Origin of the sequence: Rhizobium sp. BK619 (genome assembly GCF_014195245.1) — a bacterium.
In the GTDB taxonomy this organism is placed as follows: Bacteria; Pseudomonadota; Alphaproteobacteria; order Rhizobiales; family Rhizobiaceae; genus Rhizobium; species Rhizobium acidisoli.
The window spans coordinates 243,891-258,891 of record NZ_JACIBH010000007.1; the positions used below are offsets into that span (position 1 = coordinate 243,891).

A 15,001-nucleotide genomic window follows, 5' to 3' on the forward strand; every position below is an offset into this window, starting at 1 on the left:
AATGTTCTTGTAGCGATCGAAAATCGAATGCCTTCCAGAGAAGAACGAGGGGTCGCCGTGATTTCCGAAACCGCCGCACGTCGGAGCGGCTACTGGCTGATTGTCGTCGTGCTGGCAATGCTCGCAGGACTGCCGCTGGCCGTCTGGCTCGATATCAGCGATCTCTCGGGAAATACCCTGCGGCGTCAAGCACGCGACATGAGTTCACTGATATCGAGCATCCGTTCCTATTATTCCGCCAATGTCGTCGGGCGCGTCCTGGCCGCGCATGCCAGCGGCCTGACCGAAGGCACGGTCGTCTCCCACAACTACGCGAATATTCCTGGCGCCATCCCGCTGCCGGCGACGCTTTCCCTGGAGCTCGGCGATGTCATCAAGGAGCAGCAGGCCAACATCACCTACCGCTTCGTCTCCGACCTGCCGTTCAAAAGCCGTGCCTCCCACGAGCTCGACGAATTCGAGAGCAAGGCACTCGCCGCGCTGCGCGCCAATCCGCAGCAGACGCTGAACGATCTCACCCGGGTCGGATTGACCGATACCTTGCGCTTCATCACCCCCGTCGTCATGGGCCAGGCTTGTGTTGCCTGCCACAATACCCATCCCGAAAGCCCGAAGACCGATTGGAAAGTGGGCGATGTGCGCGGCATTCAGGAAGTCATCATCCGGCAGCCCTATGCGAGCAACGTCTTCGCCTTCAAATACCTGCTCTGCTATTTTCTGTTCGTTGCCATCATCGGCATCAGCTTCATTCTCCTCCAGCGGCAGCAGGCGCGCGCGATCCATAGCGCCAACCAGGATCTGGAAACGGCAAACGAGTTTCTGGCCAGCGTTTCCCTGAAAATTTCGCGTTATCTGTCGCCGCAGATCTACAAAAGCATCTTCTCCGGGCAGAAGGATGTCGTCGTCCATACCGAGCGCAAACGCCTGACGATCTTCTTCTCCGACATCAAGGATTTCACCGCGACGACCGAGCGCCTGCAGCCGGAAGCGCTGACGGCGATGCTCAACGAATATCTGACTGAGATGTCGAACATTGCCCTGGAACATGGCGGCACGGTCGACAAGTTCATCGGTGACGCCATGCTGGTCTTCTTCGGTGACCCGGAAACCAGAGGTCCGGAGGAAGACGCCAAAGCCTGCCTGCGCATGGCCGTCGACATGCAGCGCCGTCTCGGTGAACTCAAGGACAGATGGCGCAGAAACGGCACCGAAGAGCCTTTCGTCGTCCGCATGGGCATCAATAGCGGTTATTGCAACGTCGGCAATTTCGGCAGCAGCGACCGTATGGACTATACGATCATCGGTGCGGAGGCCAATCTCGCAGCCCGGCTGCAATCGATCGCCCAGGGAGGAGAAATCGTCATCAGCTACGAAACTTATGCGCTGGTGAACGAGATCGTCGAAGCCCACCCGCTGCCGCCGATCACCATGAAGGGCATCCAGCGCGAGATCGTTCCCTATGCAGTGGATGGGCTGACACTCGGCGCGGACCATAAGAGCCGCGTGCTCAGCGAACACCTCGCCGGCCTCGACCTGCATTTGGACATGAGCAGGCTGGAACCGGCCGATCGCCTCCGGGTTAGGACGGCTCTCAAGGAGGCGATCGCCGCGCTTGATGAAACTGCGCCCGAGGCGGCCGGATCGTGACCGGACAGGGGCAAGCGTGATTTTTCCACCCGCTTTCCATATGCATCTGGACTTCCTATACCCGATCTGCTATCCCGCATCACCAATCGCAAGGCTGCGGCCGCGCGAACGTTATATTTTTGCCCCTGGCGCTGCGCCGCCGCCGGCATCAACCAACCAAAGGAACGTGATTCTCGTGCAGGTACTTGTCCGCGATAACAATGTCGATCAGGCTCTCCGCGCTCTCAAGAAGAAGATGCAGCGTGAAGGCATTTTCCGCGAAATGAAGATGCGCGACTACTACGAGAAGCCGTCGCAGAAGCGTGCTCGCGAAAAGGCCGAAGCTGTTCGTCGTGTTCGCAAGCTGGCCCGCAAGCGCGCCCAGCGCGAAGGTCTGGTCGCACGCTAAGCGTTGCCGTCGTTTTTTCGACGTTTTCAGATGCATTGTGGCGGGGGCGATGGGTTCGCCACCGCCTTTTTTAGTTTGCCGCTGAAGATCGCATATCCCAGTATCGGGTATGCCGCATGGGGAAAGCGAGCCCGAATGGCTGTCAACACCTTCAATCCGTCCCGCGCCTGGCGCCTGCAGAAAACCGCATTCCTGCCCGCTTTGGCGCTGGCGGCGATGTTCGGCCTTGCCGGCTGTGAGACGACAAACACAACGGATGCCGTGATCAGCATCGACAAGGCGCAGGGCTCGGAAGAGAATATCGCTTCGCTGACGGCGGTTATCAACGCCAATCCCAAGGATCCCGAAGGCTACAACGTCCGTGGTTCCGCCTATGGCCGCGGCGGCCAGTTCCGCCAGGCGCTGAACGATTTCAATACCGCATTGCAGATCAATCCGCGGTTTTTCCAGGCTTATGCCAACCGCGCCCTGGTCTATCGCAACATGGGCCAGCAGGCCCAGGCGATCAGCGATTACAATGCCGCGCTGCAGATCAATCCGAGCTACGACGTCGCCTATATCGGCCGCGGTAACGTCTATCGCATGGCCGGCCAGGACGACCAGGCCTTCAACGATTTCGACAAGGCGATCCAGCTCGGCACCACCGATGGCCGCGCCTATCACAATCGTGGCCTGATCTATCAGAAGCGCAATCAGCAGGACAAGGCGATCGACGATTTCTCGAAGGCGATCTCGCTCGCGCCGAATTCGCCCGAGCCCTATAATGGCCGCGGCATTTCCTATATCGCGCTGAATGACAACGACAACGCCTTTGCCGATTTCAACCATGCGATCGAACTTAACGGCAACATCGCCGAATCCTGGGCCAACCAGGCGCTGGTCTACGAGCGGCGCGGCGACAAGGCGAAGGCCGCCCGGTCCTATCGCCACGCCGTTGGCCTCGATCCCAAATATCAGCCGGCTCGCGACGGCCTTGCCCGCGTCGGCGCCGCCTCAGCCGGCTAGAGCATGATGCCGAAAAGTGTCAGCGGTTTTCGGACGACATCATGCTCTAACTCTTTAATTTAGAATAGGATTCGGATTTTAGGCCAATCGGGCCTAAAATCTGAATCCTATTCTAGGGACATCAGTCGGGCGGCCGAAATATCGGCCGCCGCACGGTATGTCATCCTCGATGACATACTATACTATGTTGCAACCTGCTCTTGCTCCCCCTAACATGCCGCTGCTTCGATAGCTTGCTATCAGGTGTTCGAAACAGTTTGAGGGCGGCTTGCGAGAGATGCGGATCTTTGCTTTCCTGACCGCTCGCAAAAACCCTTGCCGGCCAGCGCATGGGACGTGGCGAAACAGATGAAGATCGTCGCGCTGTTCTTTCCCAAGGCCTCGATCGGCACCTATCTCGTCGCCATGGCGGTGGCGATCGCGCTGCCGATCTTCGCCTTTGTAACGCTGCTTCTGCTGCAGCTGGAGGACAACCAGCGTTCGACGCTGCGGCGCGAGACGGCCCAGGATGCGCTTGCGCTTTCGCGCATCATCGACCGCCAGCTTCAGGATATGGCAACGACGCTGCGGCTGCTTTCGAGCTCGCCGGAACTCGAAAACGGCAATCTCGCCGCCTTCCACGAACGCACGGAAACGGCCCTCAGAGACAATACGCTGTTCGTCATCGCCGTCGACGGCGCCGGCCAGCAACTGTTGAATACGCGCCGGGCGTTCGGCACTCCGCTCGGCGAGATAGCGAACATCCCGGCGCTCCAGGAAGTCATGACCTCCGGTCGCATCGAGGCCTCCGACGTCTTTCGCGGCCGGACCAGCGGCGACTGGGTCTATAACGTCACCCTGCCGCGGAAGAATGATCCCGTCGCAGCCCTGATCATTACCCAAGACGCCAAGGATCTCGGCAAACTCGTGACAACCGAGGGCCTTGCTCCCGGCTGGTCTGCCGCCGTCATCGATCAGAGCGGCCACGTCATCGCCTCCACCGGCCCCACAAATCTCGAACCCGGCACGCCCTTTGATCCGCGCATCCTGCCGGCGTTCACCGCGTCACGCGGCGTCTTCCAGGACGAGAAGATCCTGCCGCACATGCTGCTCGGTTATGCCAGGATTCCCGGCTGGTCGTGGAAAACGGTGATATGGGGACCGATCGCCCAGGCTTCGATCCTCAGCACCTGGCGTTTCCTCATCATTGGCGGGGTAGCCCTGGTGCTCGTCGCCGTGCTCGGCGCCTATGCCGTCGCAAGGCAGGTACGCACTACCATCCGCGATATTGCCGAAATGGCCAACCGCATGGGCGAAGGCCATATTGTCTCGCCGGTCGAGACCAGTGTCATCGAGGCGAACCAGGTGGCGATCGCGCTTTCGAACGCCTCTTTCGATCGCAGCCAGACCGAGGACCGGCTGCGCTTCGTCATGCACGAGCTCGTCCACCGCACCAAAAACCTTCTGACGCTTGCGCAGGCGATGATGCGCCAGCTCGCCAAACAGGCCGACAGCGTCGAGACCTTCCAGGCCGCCGTCGCCGACCGCCTCGAGGGGTTGGGGCGTTCGATCGAACTGCTGACCAGCGAGCAATGGGGAGGCGTGTCGCTGCGGCGGGTCGTCGACATCCACCTGCAGGCCTTCCCGCAATCGCGCGAACAGATCGAAATCACCGGCGAAGATTTCGTGCTGAAGCCGGATGCGGTGCAGAATCTCGGCCTTGCCCTGCATGAACTCGCCACCAATTCGGTGAAATACGGTGCGCTCTCCGTCCCGCAAGGCCGTGTCCGCTTCGAATGGCGCGATGTCAGGGAGGAAGACAAGCCGGATGCCCTGCTCCGCTTCACCTGGGAGGAGCGCGGCGGCCCGCCTGTGGCAGAGCCGACCCGCTCGGGTTTCGGCACGACCGTTATCAAGGCCCATGCAGCCTCCGCCTTCCGCGGCACCGTGCAGGTCGATTTCCGGCCCGAAGGCCTGCTATGGGTGCTGACGGCGCAGCGCTCGACGCTCGAGCGGGACTAAGTCAGGAACAATCGCCACCCCTACCCGTTTCGAACAGGTCGTTCCCAAGGAGAAAGACCATGTTCAAGCAAACCATGATCGCCGCCGCGGCTCTGACGGCCGCTGCCTGGGCAAATCCGGCGGGCGCGGAAAGTTATGTCACGCTTGGCCGCCTGGTCTGCGGATCGGATGGTGGCCAGGGTCTGATCATCACCTCGCAGAAGAACCTGATCTGCACCTACACGCCGGCGTCAGGCGGCGCCAAGGCGGTCTATGCCGGCAAGATCGAGAAGTTCGGTCTCGACATCGGCCAGACCGGCAAAAGCGTGATGATCTGGGAGGTGCTGGCGAAAACCGGCACGGATATACCGCAATTCGCGCTGGCCGGCGAATATTACGGCGTCGGCGCAGATGCGAGCATCGGTGCAGGCGCCGGGGCCAAGGTGATCGCCGGCGGCACTAACAAGGCTTTCATGCTGCAGCCGCTGAACGTCCAGGCCCAGGAAGGGCTGAATCTCGCCATCGGCGTCGAGAAGATGACGCTGGTGCCGGGGGAGACCTAAGCAAAGCGGCTCCGAGCTGAACCGAACAGCCGCCCGAGGGCGGCTGTTTAGCGGTCGATCAATGCGAAATCGCCTTGTTGATATCCTCGGTCATCTTCTTCGCGTCACCGAGCAGCATCATCGTGCCGTCCTTATAGAACAGCGTATTGTCGATGCCGGCATAACCCGAGCCGAGCGAGCGCTTGACGAAGAGGCAGGTCTTTGCCCGGTCGACATCGAGGATCGGCATGCCGTAGATCGGCGAGGTCTTGTCGTCGCGCGCCGCCGGATTGGTGACGTCGTTGGCGCCGATCACATAGGCGACGTCGGCCTGGGCAAATTCCGAATTGATGTCCTCGAGTTCGAAGACTTCGTCATAGGGAACATTGGCTTCGGCAAGCAGCACGTTCATATGGCCGGGCATGCGGCCCGCGACCGGGTGGATCGCATATTTCACTTCGACGCCGTTCTTCTTCAGATTGTCGGCGAGTTCGCGCAGCGCATGCTGGGCCTGGGCGACCGCCATGCCGTATCCCGGCACGATGATGACCTTCGATGCATTGGCCATCAGATAGGCCGCATCCTCGGCCGAGCCGAGCTTGACCGTCTTGTCCGAGGTGTCGGGCCCGCTGGACGCCGTCTCGCCGCCGAAACCGCCGAGGATGACGGAGACGAAGGATCGGTTCATGCCCTTGCACATGATGTAAGAGAGGATGGCGCCGGACGAACCGACAAGCGCGCCGGTAATGATCAGCGCCAGATTGCCGAGCGTGAAGCCGATACCGGCGGCAGCCCAGCCGGAGTAGGAATTCAGCATCGAGACGACGACGGGCATATCGGCGCCGCCGATCGGCACGATCAGCAGAACGCCGAGCGCCAGCGACAGCGCCACCACGGCCCAGAAATCGAAATGGCTTTCGGTGGCGGCCAGTCCGATGATGAACAGCATGATCAGCACCAGCAGCGCCGCATTGATCACATGCCGGTAAGGCAGCATGATCGGCTTGCCGGACATGCGCCCGTCAAGTTTCAGGAAGGCGATGATCGAACCGGTGAAGGTCAGTGCACCGATGGCGACGCCGAGCGCCATTTCGACCCGCGCTTCGGTGTGGATCTGGCCGATCTCGCCGATGCCGAAGGAGGCGGGGGTATAGAGCGCCGAGGCCGCGACCAGGACGGCCGCAAGGCCGACCAGCGAATGGAAACCGGCAACCAGCTGCGGCATCGAGGTCATGGCGATGGTGCGGGCGACATAGGCGCCGACGCTGCCGCCGATGGCAAGGCCGAGGATGATCAGCACGAAACCGCCGAAATTCGGCGTGGCCAGCACCAGCGTCGTCAGAATGGCGATCCCCATGCCGATCATGCCGTAGAGATTGCCCTTGCGGCTGGTGGCCGGATGCGAGAGACCCCGCAGCGCCAGGATGAAGAGAACGCCGGAGACGAGGTAGAGGAAGGCTGCGATATTGGTCATCGGTTCCTCACCGGTCTTTCTTGCGGTACATCGAGAGCATTCGCTGCGTCACCAGGAAGCCGCCGAAAATGTTCACCGAGACGAGCACGAGGGCGACGAAGCCGAAGCCGGTCGCAAGCCCGCTTGTCGAGATGCCGACTGCCAGAAGCGCGCCGACGACGATGACGGAGGAGATCGCATTGGTGACGGCCATCAGCGGCGTATGCAGCGCCGGCGTCACCGACCACACGACGTAATAACCGACGAAGATCGACAGGACGAAGATCGCCAGCTGGAAGACGAAGGGATCGATCGCCCCGCCTGTCGCAGCACTGGCCGCTTCCGGCGCATGGGCCGCCGCTGTGACGACGGCGGTGACCGCCTGGTCGAGCTGCTCCAGCGCTTTGTCCATTGCTTCACTGGCCATCAGAGATCTCCCTTCTTCGCGCCGCCGAAGGCGGGATGCACCACATCGCCGGCATAGGTCAGCATCGTCGCCTTGACGAGTTCGTCGTCGAGGTTGACGACAACGCTCCGGCTCTCCTTGTTGACCATGGTCTCGAGGAAGGTGACGAGGTTCTTGGCGTAGAGTGCCGAGGCGCTGGCCGCGACCCGGCCCGCCATGTTGGCAAAACCGATCACCTTGACGCCATCGACATCGGCGATCTCGCCGGCAACGACGCCCTCGATATTGCCGCCGCGCTCGACCGCGAGATCGACCGCGACCGCACCCGGCTTCATCGCGGCGAGCATGGCGCGCGAAACGAGCCGCGGTGCGGCGCGGCCGGGGATCAGCGCCGTGGTGATAACGATATCCTGCTTGGCGATATGTTCGGCCACCAGCGCTGCCTGCTTCGCCTGATAGTCGGCGGACATTTCCTTGGCGTAACCGCCGGCCGTTTCCGCCGCCTTGAACTCCTCGTCCTCGACGGCGATGAACTTGGCGCCGAGCGAGGCGACCTGCTCCTTGGCGGCCGGGCGCACATCGGTGGCCGAAACCGCAGCACCCAGGCGCCGCGCCGTGGCGATCGCCTGAAGACCGGCGACACCGGCGCCCATGACGAAGACCTTGGCGGCCGGCACGGTGCCGGCAGCCGTCATCATCATCGGCATGGCGCGGTCATAAACCGCCGCCGCCTCGATGACAGCCTGATAGCCGGCAAGATTGGCCTGGGATGAAAGCACATCCATGGACTGGGCGCGGGTAATGCGCGGCATCAGTTCCATCGCGAAAGCCGAAAGACCGGCGCTGGCAAGAGCCGCGATCGCTTCGTCATTGCCATAGGGATCCATGATGGCGATGACCACGGCGCCGCTTTTATAGCCTGCGATTTCCTGTTCGCTCGGGCGGCGCACCTTCAGCACCACGTCGGCGGAGGCTGCATCGGCAGAAGTACCGATCCTGGCGCCGGCGGCCTCGAACTCTCTGTCCGGAAGGCGCGACGCCGCACCGGCACCGGCTTCGACGACGACGTCGAAGCCGAAACTTTTCATTTTTTTCACGGTCTCGGCGGAGGCCGCGACACGCGTCTCCTCGCCCGCAATTTCCCTTGCAACGAAAACGATATTGCCCAACTGCCCCCTCCTCCGGGTCAGCCAGACCGCCGCAGGCTTCCCTGCGCAGGCCAAGCACCTAAAGCATGTCGCGCAAAACTGTCCGGCAGTCCTGCGATAACGATATGCGAGAAAATAAAGACCTGAATCGCGAAGAGCCAATCTGAAAGATCGCGACGCGCTTCAGTCACAAAGCTTCGGCGAAGCCCTCCCCTGTGCCGCGCTCAGCGGAACAGGAAGACGCCGACAGCGAGTAGAATGATGAAGACGAGGAGGCCGCCGAGAAGGCCAGCGCCGCCGAAGAAACCAGCGGTCATCGCAAGCAGGAGGACGATGAGAAGCATCGAGCCGTATTTGGTGGCGGTGATGAACATGTCGTAGGTCTTTTCATGTTCTTTGTAATCCATCGGCGCGCCGGTCTCGACCGGTCCGGTATGATGTTCAGCCATAAATATCGTCTCCCTGAAATGCCTCTGCGCTGCCTGATTCCCTCGGCTGGCGAGGGATATCCCTGCTTGCAGGAATTACACAATGACAGGCGAAAGCGCAATCCATGAGAATGCCGTAGCCAATGCATGTCGCCCGGACGTGTGCAGCGGTTCGGGAGAACGACATGCATAAGACATAGGGCTAAAGCGCGTCGCATGAATCGGATTTGATGTGACGCGCTTTAGGCTTCAAAACCACCTATTCCTAGGCGAAAAACGCATGAGTGGCGACGACTGCGGATAGTGTCGCCGCCCCTCATTTGTTTTCACTTTGATGCTCTCTCGGTGAAAGAACAGAAATCAGAGCGGCAAGTCAGTGCCGAGTTCGCCTTGCGGCACGAAGCGCGCCGTCGGAATGATGGTCAGCGGCGGCAATGTGTCGTTGGGATTGCGCGAAAACATCATGCGCTGCTCGCTGGCGCTGGAGATGAAGAAGGGATAACGCGTCAGCAGCTTGCGCCCGACCTCGATCACATTCGTCGCCATCAGCGTCACGTCAACCCCGTAACTCTCCACCAGTCGGCCGGGCACAATGGTATCGGCATAGAAAACCCGCTTGTAGAAGGCGGCATGTGGGGGCCGGACGGACTGAAGAACGCGGTCCGCCCTGAAATACGCTGCCGCAACGATGGTCGGCCGCAGCGTCAGATAGGGAACCCAGGGCAGATCGGCGGTGAGCTCTGGATCGGCCGCGAAACGCGCCGGGTCGATCAAGGTCAGCCCGGCATCCAAAAGCTCATCCATCTCCTCGGGAAAGGCCTCTCCGGACCGGCTTATACGATGTTCCGGCGTCACATAGTGAATTCGGATCGTACTGATCAGTTCACCATAATAATACAGGCCGAAGATATAGGCATGGCTGTCGAAATCGACATCGTCCAGTAAGCCTCCCGGGGCAAGCGACAACGCGTCGTGGGCCTTGTAGGCCTTGTAGCGCAGGCGTTCTACCTGCTCCATGTCTTCGCTGCTTTCGACGCGGCGATACTCGACATGGTCCAAAACTTCCAAAATTTTCGCGCCGAAATCGCTACGCTTGAACAGTGTCTCTGACATTCTCTCGATCCGCTCGTTAACGGATCATTAATCATATGCCGGTGAGATTTAGGCAAGGAAATCCGATAATTCGGGCCGTTTATAAAGTATTAAGGTTAACGGCGTGGAGGATTGTCAGCGGAAAAGCGGCCGTAGCGGAGCGCTCAGGCGACCTTGTTGCGTCGGCGCTGGACGGGGCGGCGGCCGATGCCCTGCTGCAAGAGCGGGATATTCTGGGAAGGCACCGGCTGAGAGAAAACATAGCCCTGCACCAGATCGGTGCTGCGGTGTTTGTTGAGCAGGGCGAGCTGCTCTTCGGTCTCGACACCCTCGATGACGATCTTCAGCCCCAGTTCGCGGGCGAGATGAACCGTGCCGCGCAACAGCTTGAGGCGGCGGGTATCCTCGACGATATTGCGGACGAAGGAGCGGTCGATCTTGACGATATCAAGCGGCAGCGTGTCGAGATAGCTCAGACTGGAGAAGCCGGTCCCGAAATCGTCGATGGCGATGGTGATGCCGCGGGCCCTGAGTTCCGCCAGGATGGCGCGCACGGCTGCCGGCTCGTCGATCAGGCAGCTTTCTGTGACTTCGAGATGCAGCCGCGCCGCGTCGAGGCCGGAATGGGCAAGCGCGTCGGCGACCACCTTAAGGATGTCGGCATCCCTGAGGTCCCGCGCCGAGAGGTTGACCGAGACGGCGATATGGTCCGGCCAGTTCATGCATTCGCTGCAGGCCTTGAACAGGACGAAGCGGGTGATGTCGGAGATGATGCCCATATCTTCGGCGAGCCGGATGAAGACATCGGGCGGGATCGAGCCCTTCTCCGGATGCACCCAGCGCGCCAACGCCTCGGCGCATTCGATGCGGGAACCGTCGGCCCGGAACATCGGCTGGAAGACCAGATGCAGCGCCTGGGCCGAAACCGCCTCGCGCAGATCCGCCTTCAGCTTCTGCTGCTCGATGTAGCGGCCATCCATCTCCCGCTCGAAACCGGATATGCCGCCCTTGAAGCGCGACTTGCTTTCGAACAGGGCAAGATCCGCCTTGACGCTCCACTCGTCCATCGCGAAGGCGGTGCTTTCGAGGATGGCGTAGCCGGCGCTGAGCGAAACGAGGAAGGTCAGCTCGTCGACCTCATAGTGACCCTGGATCGCCGCGTGCACACGGCGGATCTCGATGTCGAGCGAGGCCGGCTCCTTCGCATGCGGGAAGAACAAGATGAACTGGTCGCCCATCAGCCGGCCGAGAATGGCATTGCCGGAGGCCTGCTTGATGCGGGCGGCGATAGCACAGAGCAGATGGTCGCCGGTGACATGGCCGCGCATGTCGTTGACATGTTTGAACTCGTCGATATCGAGAACCATGAAGCCGAGCGGCCCGGACTTCCTTTGATGTTTGGCGAGATAATCCTGCACCAGCTGCCCGAAATATTCCCGGTTCGGCAGACCGGTCAGCGCATCGAAGCGGACCATGTGCATGATCTTCTGCTCCGCCTTCACACGGCTCGACACGTCCTCGAAGATCAGTACGGCGCCGCCATCGGCCCTTCGGCTGGCGGAGAATTCCAGAGACAGGCCCTCGGGAAAATGAACGAGCGTGCGCGACAGGTTGCCTTCGGCGACCTGGGTGAGCTGGCGCAGGATGAGCTCCGGCTGCGAGGCGTCCATGAAGCTGTAGCGCGCGCCGTAGCGCAGCACGGCGCCGAGGTCGCGGTCCTTCAGCCGCTCCGGCGCGCCGATCTTCAGAAGCTCGCAGGCCTTGCGGTTGACCACCTGGATCCGGTTTTCGACATCGACCATGACCAGGCCATGCGGCATGTTGTTCAGCGCCGTATCGAAACGGTCGGCGATGATGGTGATTTCCCGGCGCGCGATGACATTCTCATAAAGGAACTCGCGCACGCCGTTCGCCATCGCCCGCGTCGTCAGCCAGAAGGGGATGAGGAAGATCGACAGCAGGCCGCGATATAAATCCATCGCCAGCAGGCTGCAGACGATCATCGGCAGGCAGCAGAAGAACGTCTGGAGATCGACTGCGAAGCGCGAGCCGTAGTTGCGGCCGACGACCGAAACCATGGTCGCCATGGTGACGGAAATGCAGGCAAGTTCGGCAAAGGAATCGTGGACGACGAAGATGGCGTAGCCGCTGGCAAAGCCAAGCAGGGCGGTGGTGCAGGCCCCACTGGCAACCATAATCCGCTCCCAACGCTCGATTCCGGCATGCGACAAGCTCTCCTTGTCGACCTGATCGAACCGCCGGAAGATGGCCATGCGAATGCTGAAAACCAGAAGGAAGGCAATCGACAGCGGAATATAGACGGCGGATTGCGTTTTGGCGGCCACGGCAAGGCACGTAGCGATATGCACGATCACGCCAACAAAAAGCGTCATGCGGTTCCCGGAAAGGGAACTCACAAACGACAGATACACATCTAAAGGGACCCTGTTCGGGTTATCTGGCTTCATCCACACTTTCCCTGTGCGCGGGAATTCTAAGCCCAACCCTTTAAAAATTGATTTCAATGGAATCAAACATTTGGTCAAATTTTCTAAAACCAGAGGATGAACCCTACAGCTTACACGCGTCAATGCAGCCTCTTGGCGAGATTATTGAAGTTTTTTATCCACGCCAGGGTTGTCTAATTATTATATGGTCACACGGCTCGGTCCGCGCATCTAAGACTATACTCCAAGGCGAGGCATTTATCCTTCCAATTTCCAAGGCCGTGGTCTACATCGATTGCAAGAGGGAAAGCTGCCGGGAAAACGGCAGGACAAGAACAAGGGAAACCAATGTCGGGACTTCTGGCGGCAAGCCGGCTGATCGATTCGGTCAGTCGGATCATGGGCAAACTTTCCGAATATATGGTGCTGTTCTGCTGTCTGATCAGCGCCGGAAACGCCATCGTCCGCTACGCCTTCAACTACAGTTCGAACGGCTGGCTCGAGATCCAATGGTATCTCTTCGCCTTCGTCGTCATGCTCGGCGCCTCGCATGCATTGCGCAACAACGAGCATGTCCGCGTCGATCTGATCTATGGTGCGGTTTCCGACAAAGCGAAGATCTGGATCGACATCTTCGGCCTCATCGTCTTTCTGATCCCGGTTTGCATCTTCCTCACTTGGCTCTGCTGGCCCTTCTTCACGCTGTCCTACCAGCAGGGAGAAATATCGGGCAATGCCGGCGGGCTGATCCGCTGGCCCGTCAAGCTGATCCTCGTCGCCGGTTTCGCATTGCTCTCCCTTCAGGGCGTTTCCGAGCTGATCAAGCGGATCGCCGCCCTGACCGGCCACCTCAAGATCGACATGACATATGAAAAGCCGCTGCAGTAACGCGGGCTGGGAGAATACAGTTGTTTGATTTCGGCATCATCCCGCCGGCGATGTTCCTGGGCATGATCATCTTCATGCTCTACGGCTTTCCGGTCGCCTTCTCGCTGGCCGCGGTCGGCCTGTTTTTCGGCATCATCGGCATCATCACCGGCCATTTCGGCGAAGTCTTCCTGCAGGCGCTGCCGCTGCGCTTCTTCGGCATCCTTTCCAACGACCTGCTGCTCGCCATCCCCTTCTTCACCTTCATGGGGGCGGTGCTGGAGCGCTGCGGGCTGGCCGAGGACCTGCTCGAAGGCACCGGCAAACTCTTCGGCGGCATACCCGGCGGCCTCGCCTACGCCGTCATCCTCGTCGGCGCGGTCCTCGGCGCCATCACCGGCACGGTGGCCGCGTCCGTCATCACCATGGGCGTGATCTCGCTGCCGATCATGCTGCGCTACGGCTATAGCCCGCGCCTTGCCACCGGCGTCATCGCCGCCTCCGGCACCATCACCCAGGTGATCCCGCCTTCTCTCGTGCTCGTCGTTCTTGCCGACCAGCTCGGCAGGTCGGTCGGCGACATGTATCTCGGCGCGATCGGCCCCTCGATCCTGCAGGTGTCGATCTTCGTGCTCTTCATCCTGGTGTTGTCGATCATCCGGCCGAAATCGATGCCGCCGCTGCCGAAGGAAGTGCGCGGCGACTTCAACTGGGCGCTTCTCGCCAGAGTGCTGATGGGCATGGTGCCCTCGATCGTGCTGATTTTCCTGGTGCTCGGCACGATCTTCATGGGCCTTGCAACGCCGACGGAAGCCGGTGCGCTTGGTGTCGTCGGCGCCATGGCGCTCGCCGCCATGAATCGCCGCCTGACCTGGCCGCTGATCCGCGAGGCGATGACATCGACCACTCACATCACATCCATGGTGGTGATGATCCTGATCGGCTCCACCTGTTTCAGTCTGGTCTTCCAGGGCATGGACGGCTCGCGCTGGATCGAGCACATGCTGTCGGGCATTCCCGGCGGCACGGTCGGCTTCCTGATCTTCGTCAATATCTTCATCTTCGTGCTCGCCTTCTTCCTCGACTTCTTCGAGATCGCTTTCATCGTCATCCCGATGCTCGCCCCCGTCGCCTCGCATCTCGGCATCGACCTCATCTGGTTCGGCGTCCTGATCTGCGTCAACATGCAGACGAGCTTCATGCACCCGCCCTTCGGCTTCGCGCTGTTCTACCTGCGCTCGATCGCCAGCAAGGACGTCAAGACCTCGGATATCTACATGGGCGCTCTCCCCTGGGTCGGCATGCAGCTGATCCTGGTGGCGATCGTGATCTTCTGGCCGCAATCGGTGACCTATTGGCTGGATCACGGCCCGAAGGTCGATCCGAACTCGATCAAGATCGAAGTCCCGGGCTTCGGCGGCCAGCTCGGCCTTCCCCCGATTGGCGGCGGCGGCAACGGCTCGCCGCAGATCCCCGGCCTGACCCTGCCCCCACTCGGCTTGCCGGGAGCGCCGCCGCCACCGGCCAAATAACCCCGCCAATAACAGGGCAAAACAAAACCCCGGATCAAGCGATCCGGGGTTTTGTTATGCGTTGGC

13 protein-coding genes are annotated in these 15,001 nt (G+C 60.8%); 7 read left to right on the forward strand and 6 right to left on the reverse strand.

The window, feature by feature from the left end; all coding sequences use genetic code 11:
* Positions 1–27 precede the first annotated feature (27 nt).
* The 5 genes from FHX14_RS15405 to FHX14_RS15425 all read left to right on the forward strand — a co-directional run bounded on the left by FHX14_RS15405 (position 28) and on the right by FHX14_RS15425 (position 5,583).
* Positions 28–1,647, forward strand: coding sequence for an adenylate/guanylate cyclase domain-containing protein (locus FHX14_RS15405; RefSeq protein ID WP_184377699.1), 1,620 nt, complete (start codon positions 28–30; stop codon positions 1,645–1,647).
* Positions 1,648–1,822: 175 nt separating this feature from the next.
* Positions 1,823–2,035, forward strand: coding sequence for a 30S ribosomal protein S21 (rpsU, locus tag FHX14_RS32790; RefSeq protein WP_003585885.1), 213 nt, complete (start codon positions 1,823–1,825; stop codon positions 2,033–2,035).
* A 135-nt stretch (positions 2,036–2,170) separates the two neighbouring features.
* On the forward strand, positions 2,171–3,040 hold the full coding sequence (locus FHX14_RS15415) for a tetratricopeptide repeat protein (RefSeq protein ID WP_003585886.1): 870 nt from the start codon (positions 2,171–2,173) through the stop codon (positions 3,038–3,040).
* Between the two features lie 348 nt (positions 3,041–3,388).
* Positions 3,389–5,041 (forward strand): sensor histidine kinase, encoded by a 1,653-nt coding sequence (locus FHX14_RS15420; protein WP_184377700.1) that lies wholly within the window; start codon positions 3,389–3,391, stop codon positions 5,039–5,041.
* 59 nt (positions 5,042–5,100) lie between these two features.
* Positions 5,101–5,583 carry a DUF992 domain-containing protein gene (locus FHX14_RS15425; protein ID WP_012558961.1) on the forward strand — a complete coding sequence of 161 codons (483 nt, stop codon included), beginning with the start codon at positions 5,101–5,103 and terminating at the stop codon, positions 5,581–5,583.
* 58 nt (positions 5,584–5,641) lie between these two features.
* On the opposite strand, the gene FHX14_RS15430 is transcribed toward FHX14_RS15425, so the two are convergent.
* From FHX14_RS15430 to FHX14_RS15455, 6 genes are all read right to left on the reverse strand, one after another.
* Positions 5,642–7,036 (reverse strand): NAD(P)(+) transhydrogenase (Re/Si-specific) subunit beta, encoded by a 1,395-nt coding sequence (locus FHX14_RS15430; protein WP_184377701.1) that lies wholly within the window; start codon positions 7,034–7,036, stop codon positions 5,642–5,644.
* A 7-nt stretch (positions 7,037–7,043) separates the two neighbouring features.
* The gene (locus FHX14_RS15435; protein ID WP_003590253.1) at positions 7,044–7,442 is read right to left on the reverse strand and encodes a proton-translocating transhydrogenase family protein; all 399 of its coding nucleotides are present in this window, start codon (positions 7,440–7,442) and stop codon (positions 7,044–7,046) included.
* Positions 7,442–8,590, reverse strand: coding sequence for a Re/Si-specific NAD(P)(+) transhydrogenase subunit alpha (locus FHX14_RS15440; RefSeq protein ID WP_184377702.1), 1,149 nt, complete (start codon positions 8,588–8,590; stop codon positions 7,442–7,444). The genes FHX14_RS15435 and FHX14_RS15440 overlap by 1 nt, the downstream gene beginning before the upstream one ends.
* 203 nt (positions 8,591–8,793) lie before the next feature.
* Entirely contained in the window at positions 8,794–9,018 is a 225-nt protein-coding gene (locus FHX14_RS15445) for an aa3-type cytochrome c oxidase subunit IV (RefSeq protein ID WP_003590250.1), read from the reverse strand.
* Between the two features lie 339 nt (positions 9,019–9,357).
* The gene (locus FHX14_RS15450; RefSeq protein ID WP_012558965.1) at positions 9,358–10,110 is read right to left on the reverse strand and encodes a hypothetical protein; all 753 of its coding nucleotides are present in this window, start codon (positions 10,108–10,110) and stop codon (positions 9,358–9,360) included.
* 143 nt (positions 10,111–10,253) lie between these two features.
* Complete coding sequence (locus FHX14_RS15455; protein WP_003590248.1) at positions 10,254–12,557, reverse strand: EAL domain-containing protein; 2,304 nt, start codon at positions 12,555–12,557, stop codon at positions 10,254–10,256.
* Between the two features lie 327 nt (positions 12,558–12,884).
* Here FHX14_RS15455 and FHX14_RS15460 point away from each other — a divergent pair, with 327 nt between their 5' ends.
* Both FHX14_RS15460 and FHX14_RS15465 read left to right on the forward strand, forming a co-directional pair.
* The gene (locus tag FHX14_RS15460; protein ID WP_003590247.1) at positions 12,885–13,424 is read left to right on the forward strand and encodes a TRAP transporter small permease subunit; all 540 of its coding nucleotides are present in this window, start codon (positions 12,885–12,887) and stop codon (positions 13,422–13,424) included.
* A 20-nt stretch (positions 13,425–13,444) separates the two neighbouring features.
* The gene (locus FHX14_RS15465; RefSeq protein ID WP_012558968.1) at positions 13,445–14,935 is read left to right on the forward strand and encodes a TRAP transporter large permease subunit; all 1,491 of its coding nucleotides are present in this window, start codon (positions 13,445–13,447) and stop codon (positions 14,933–14,935) included.
* Positions 14,936–15,001 lie beyond the last annotated feature (66 nt).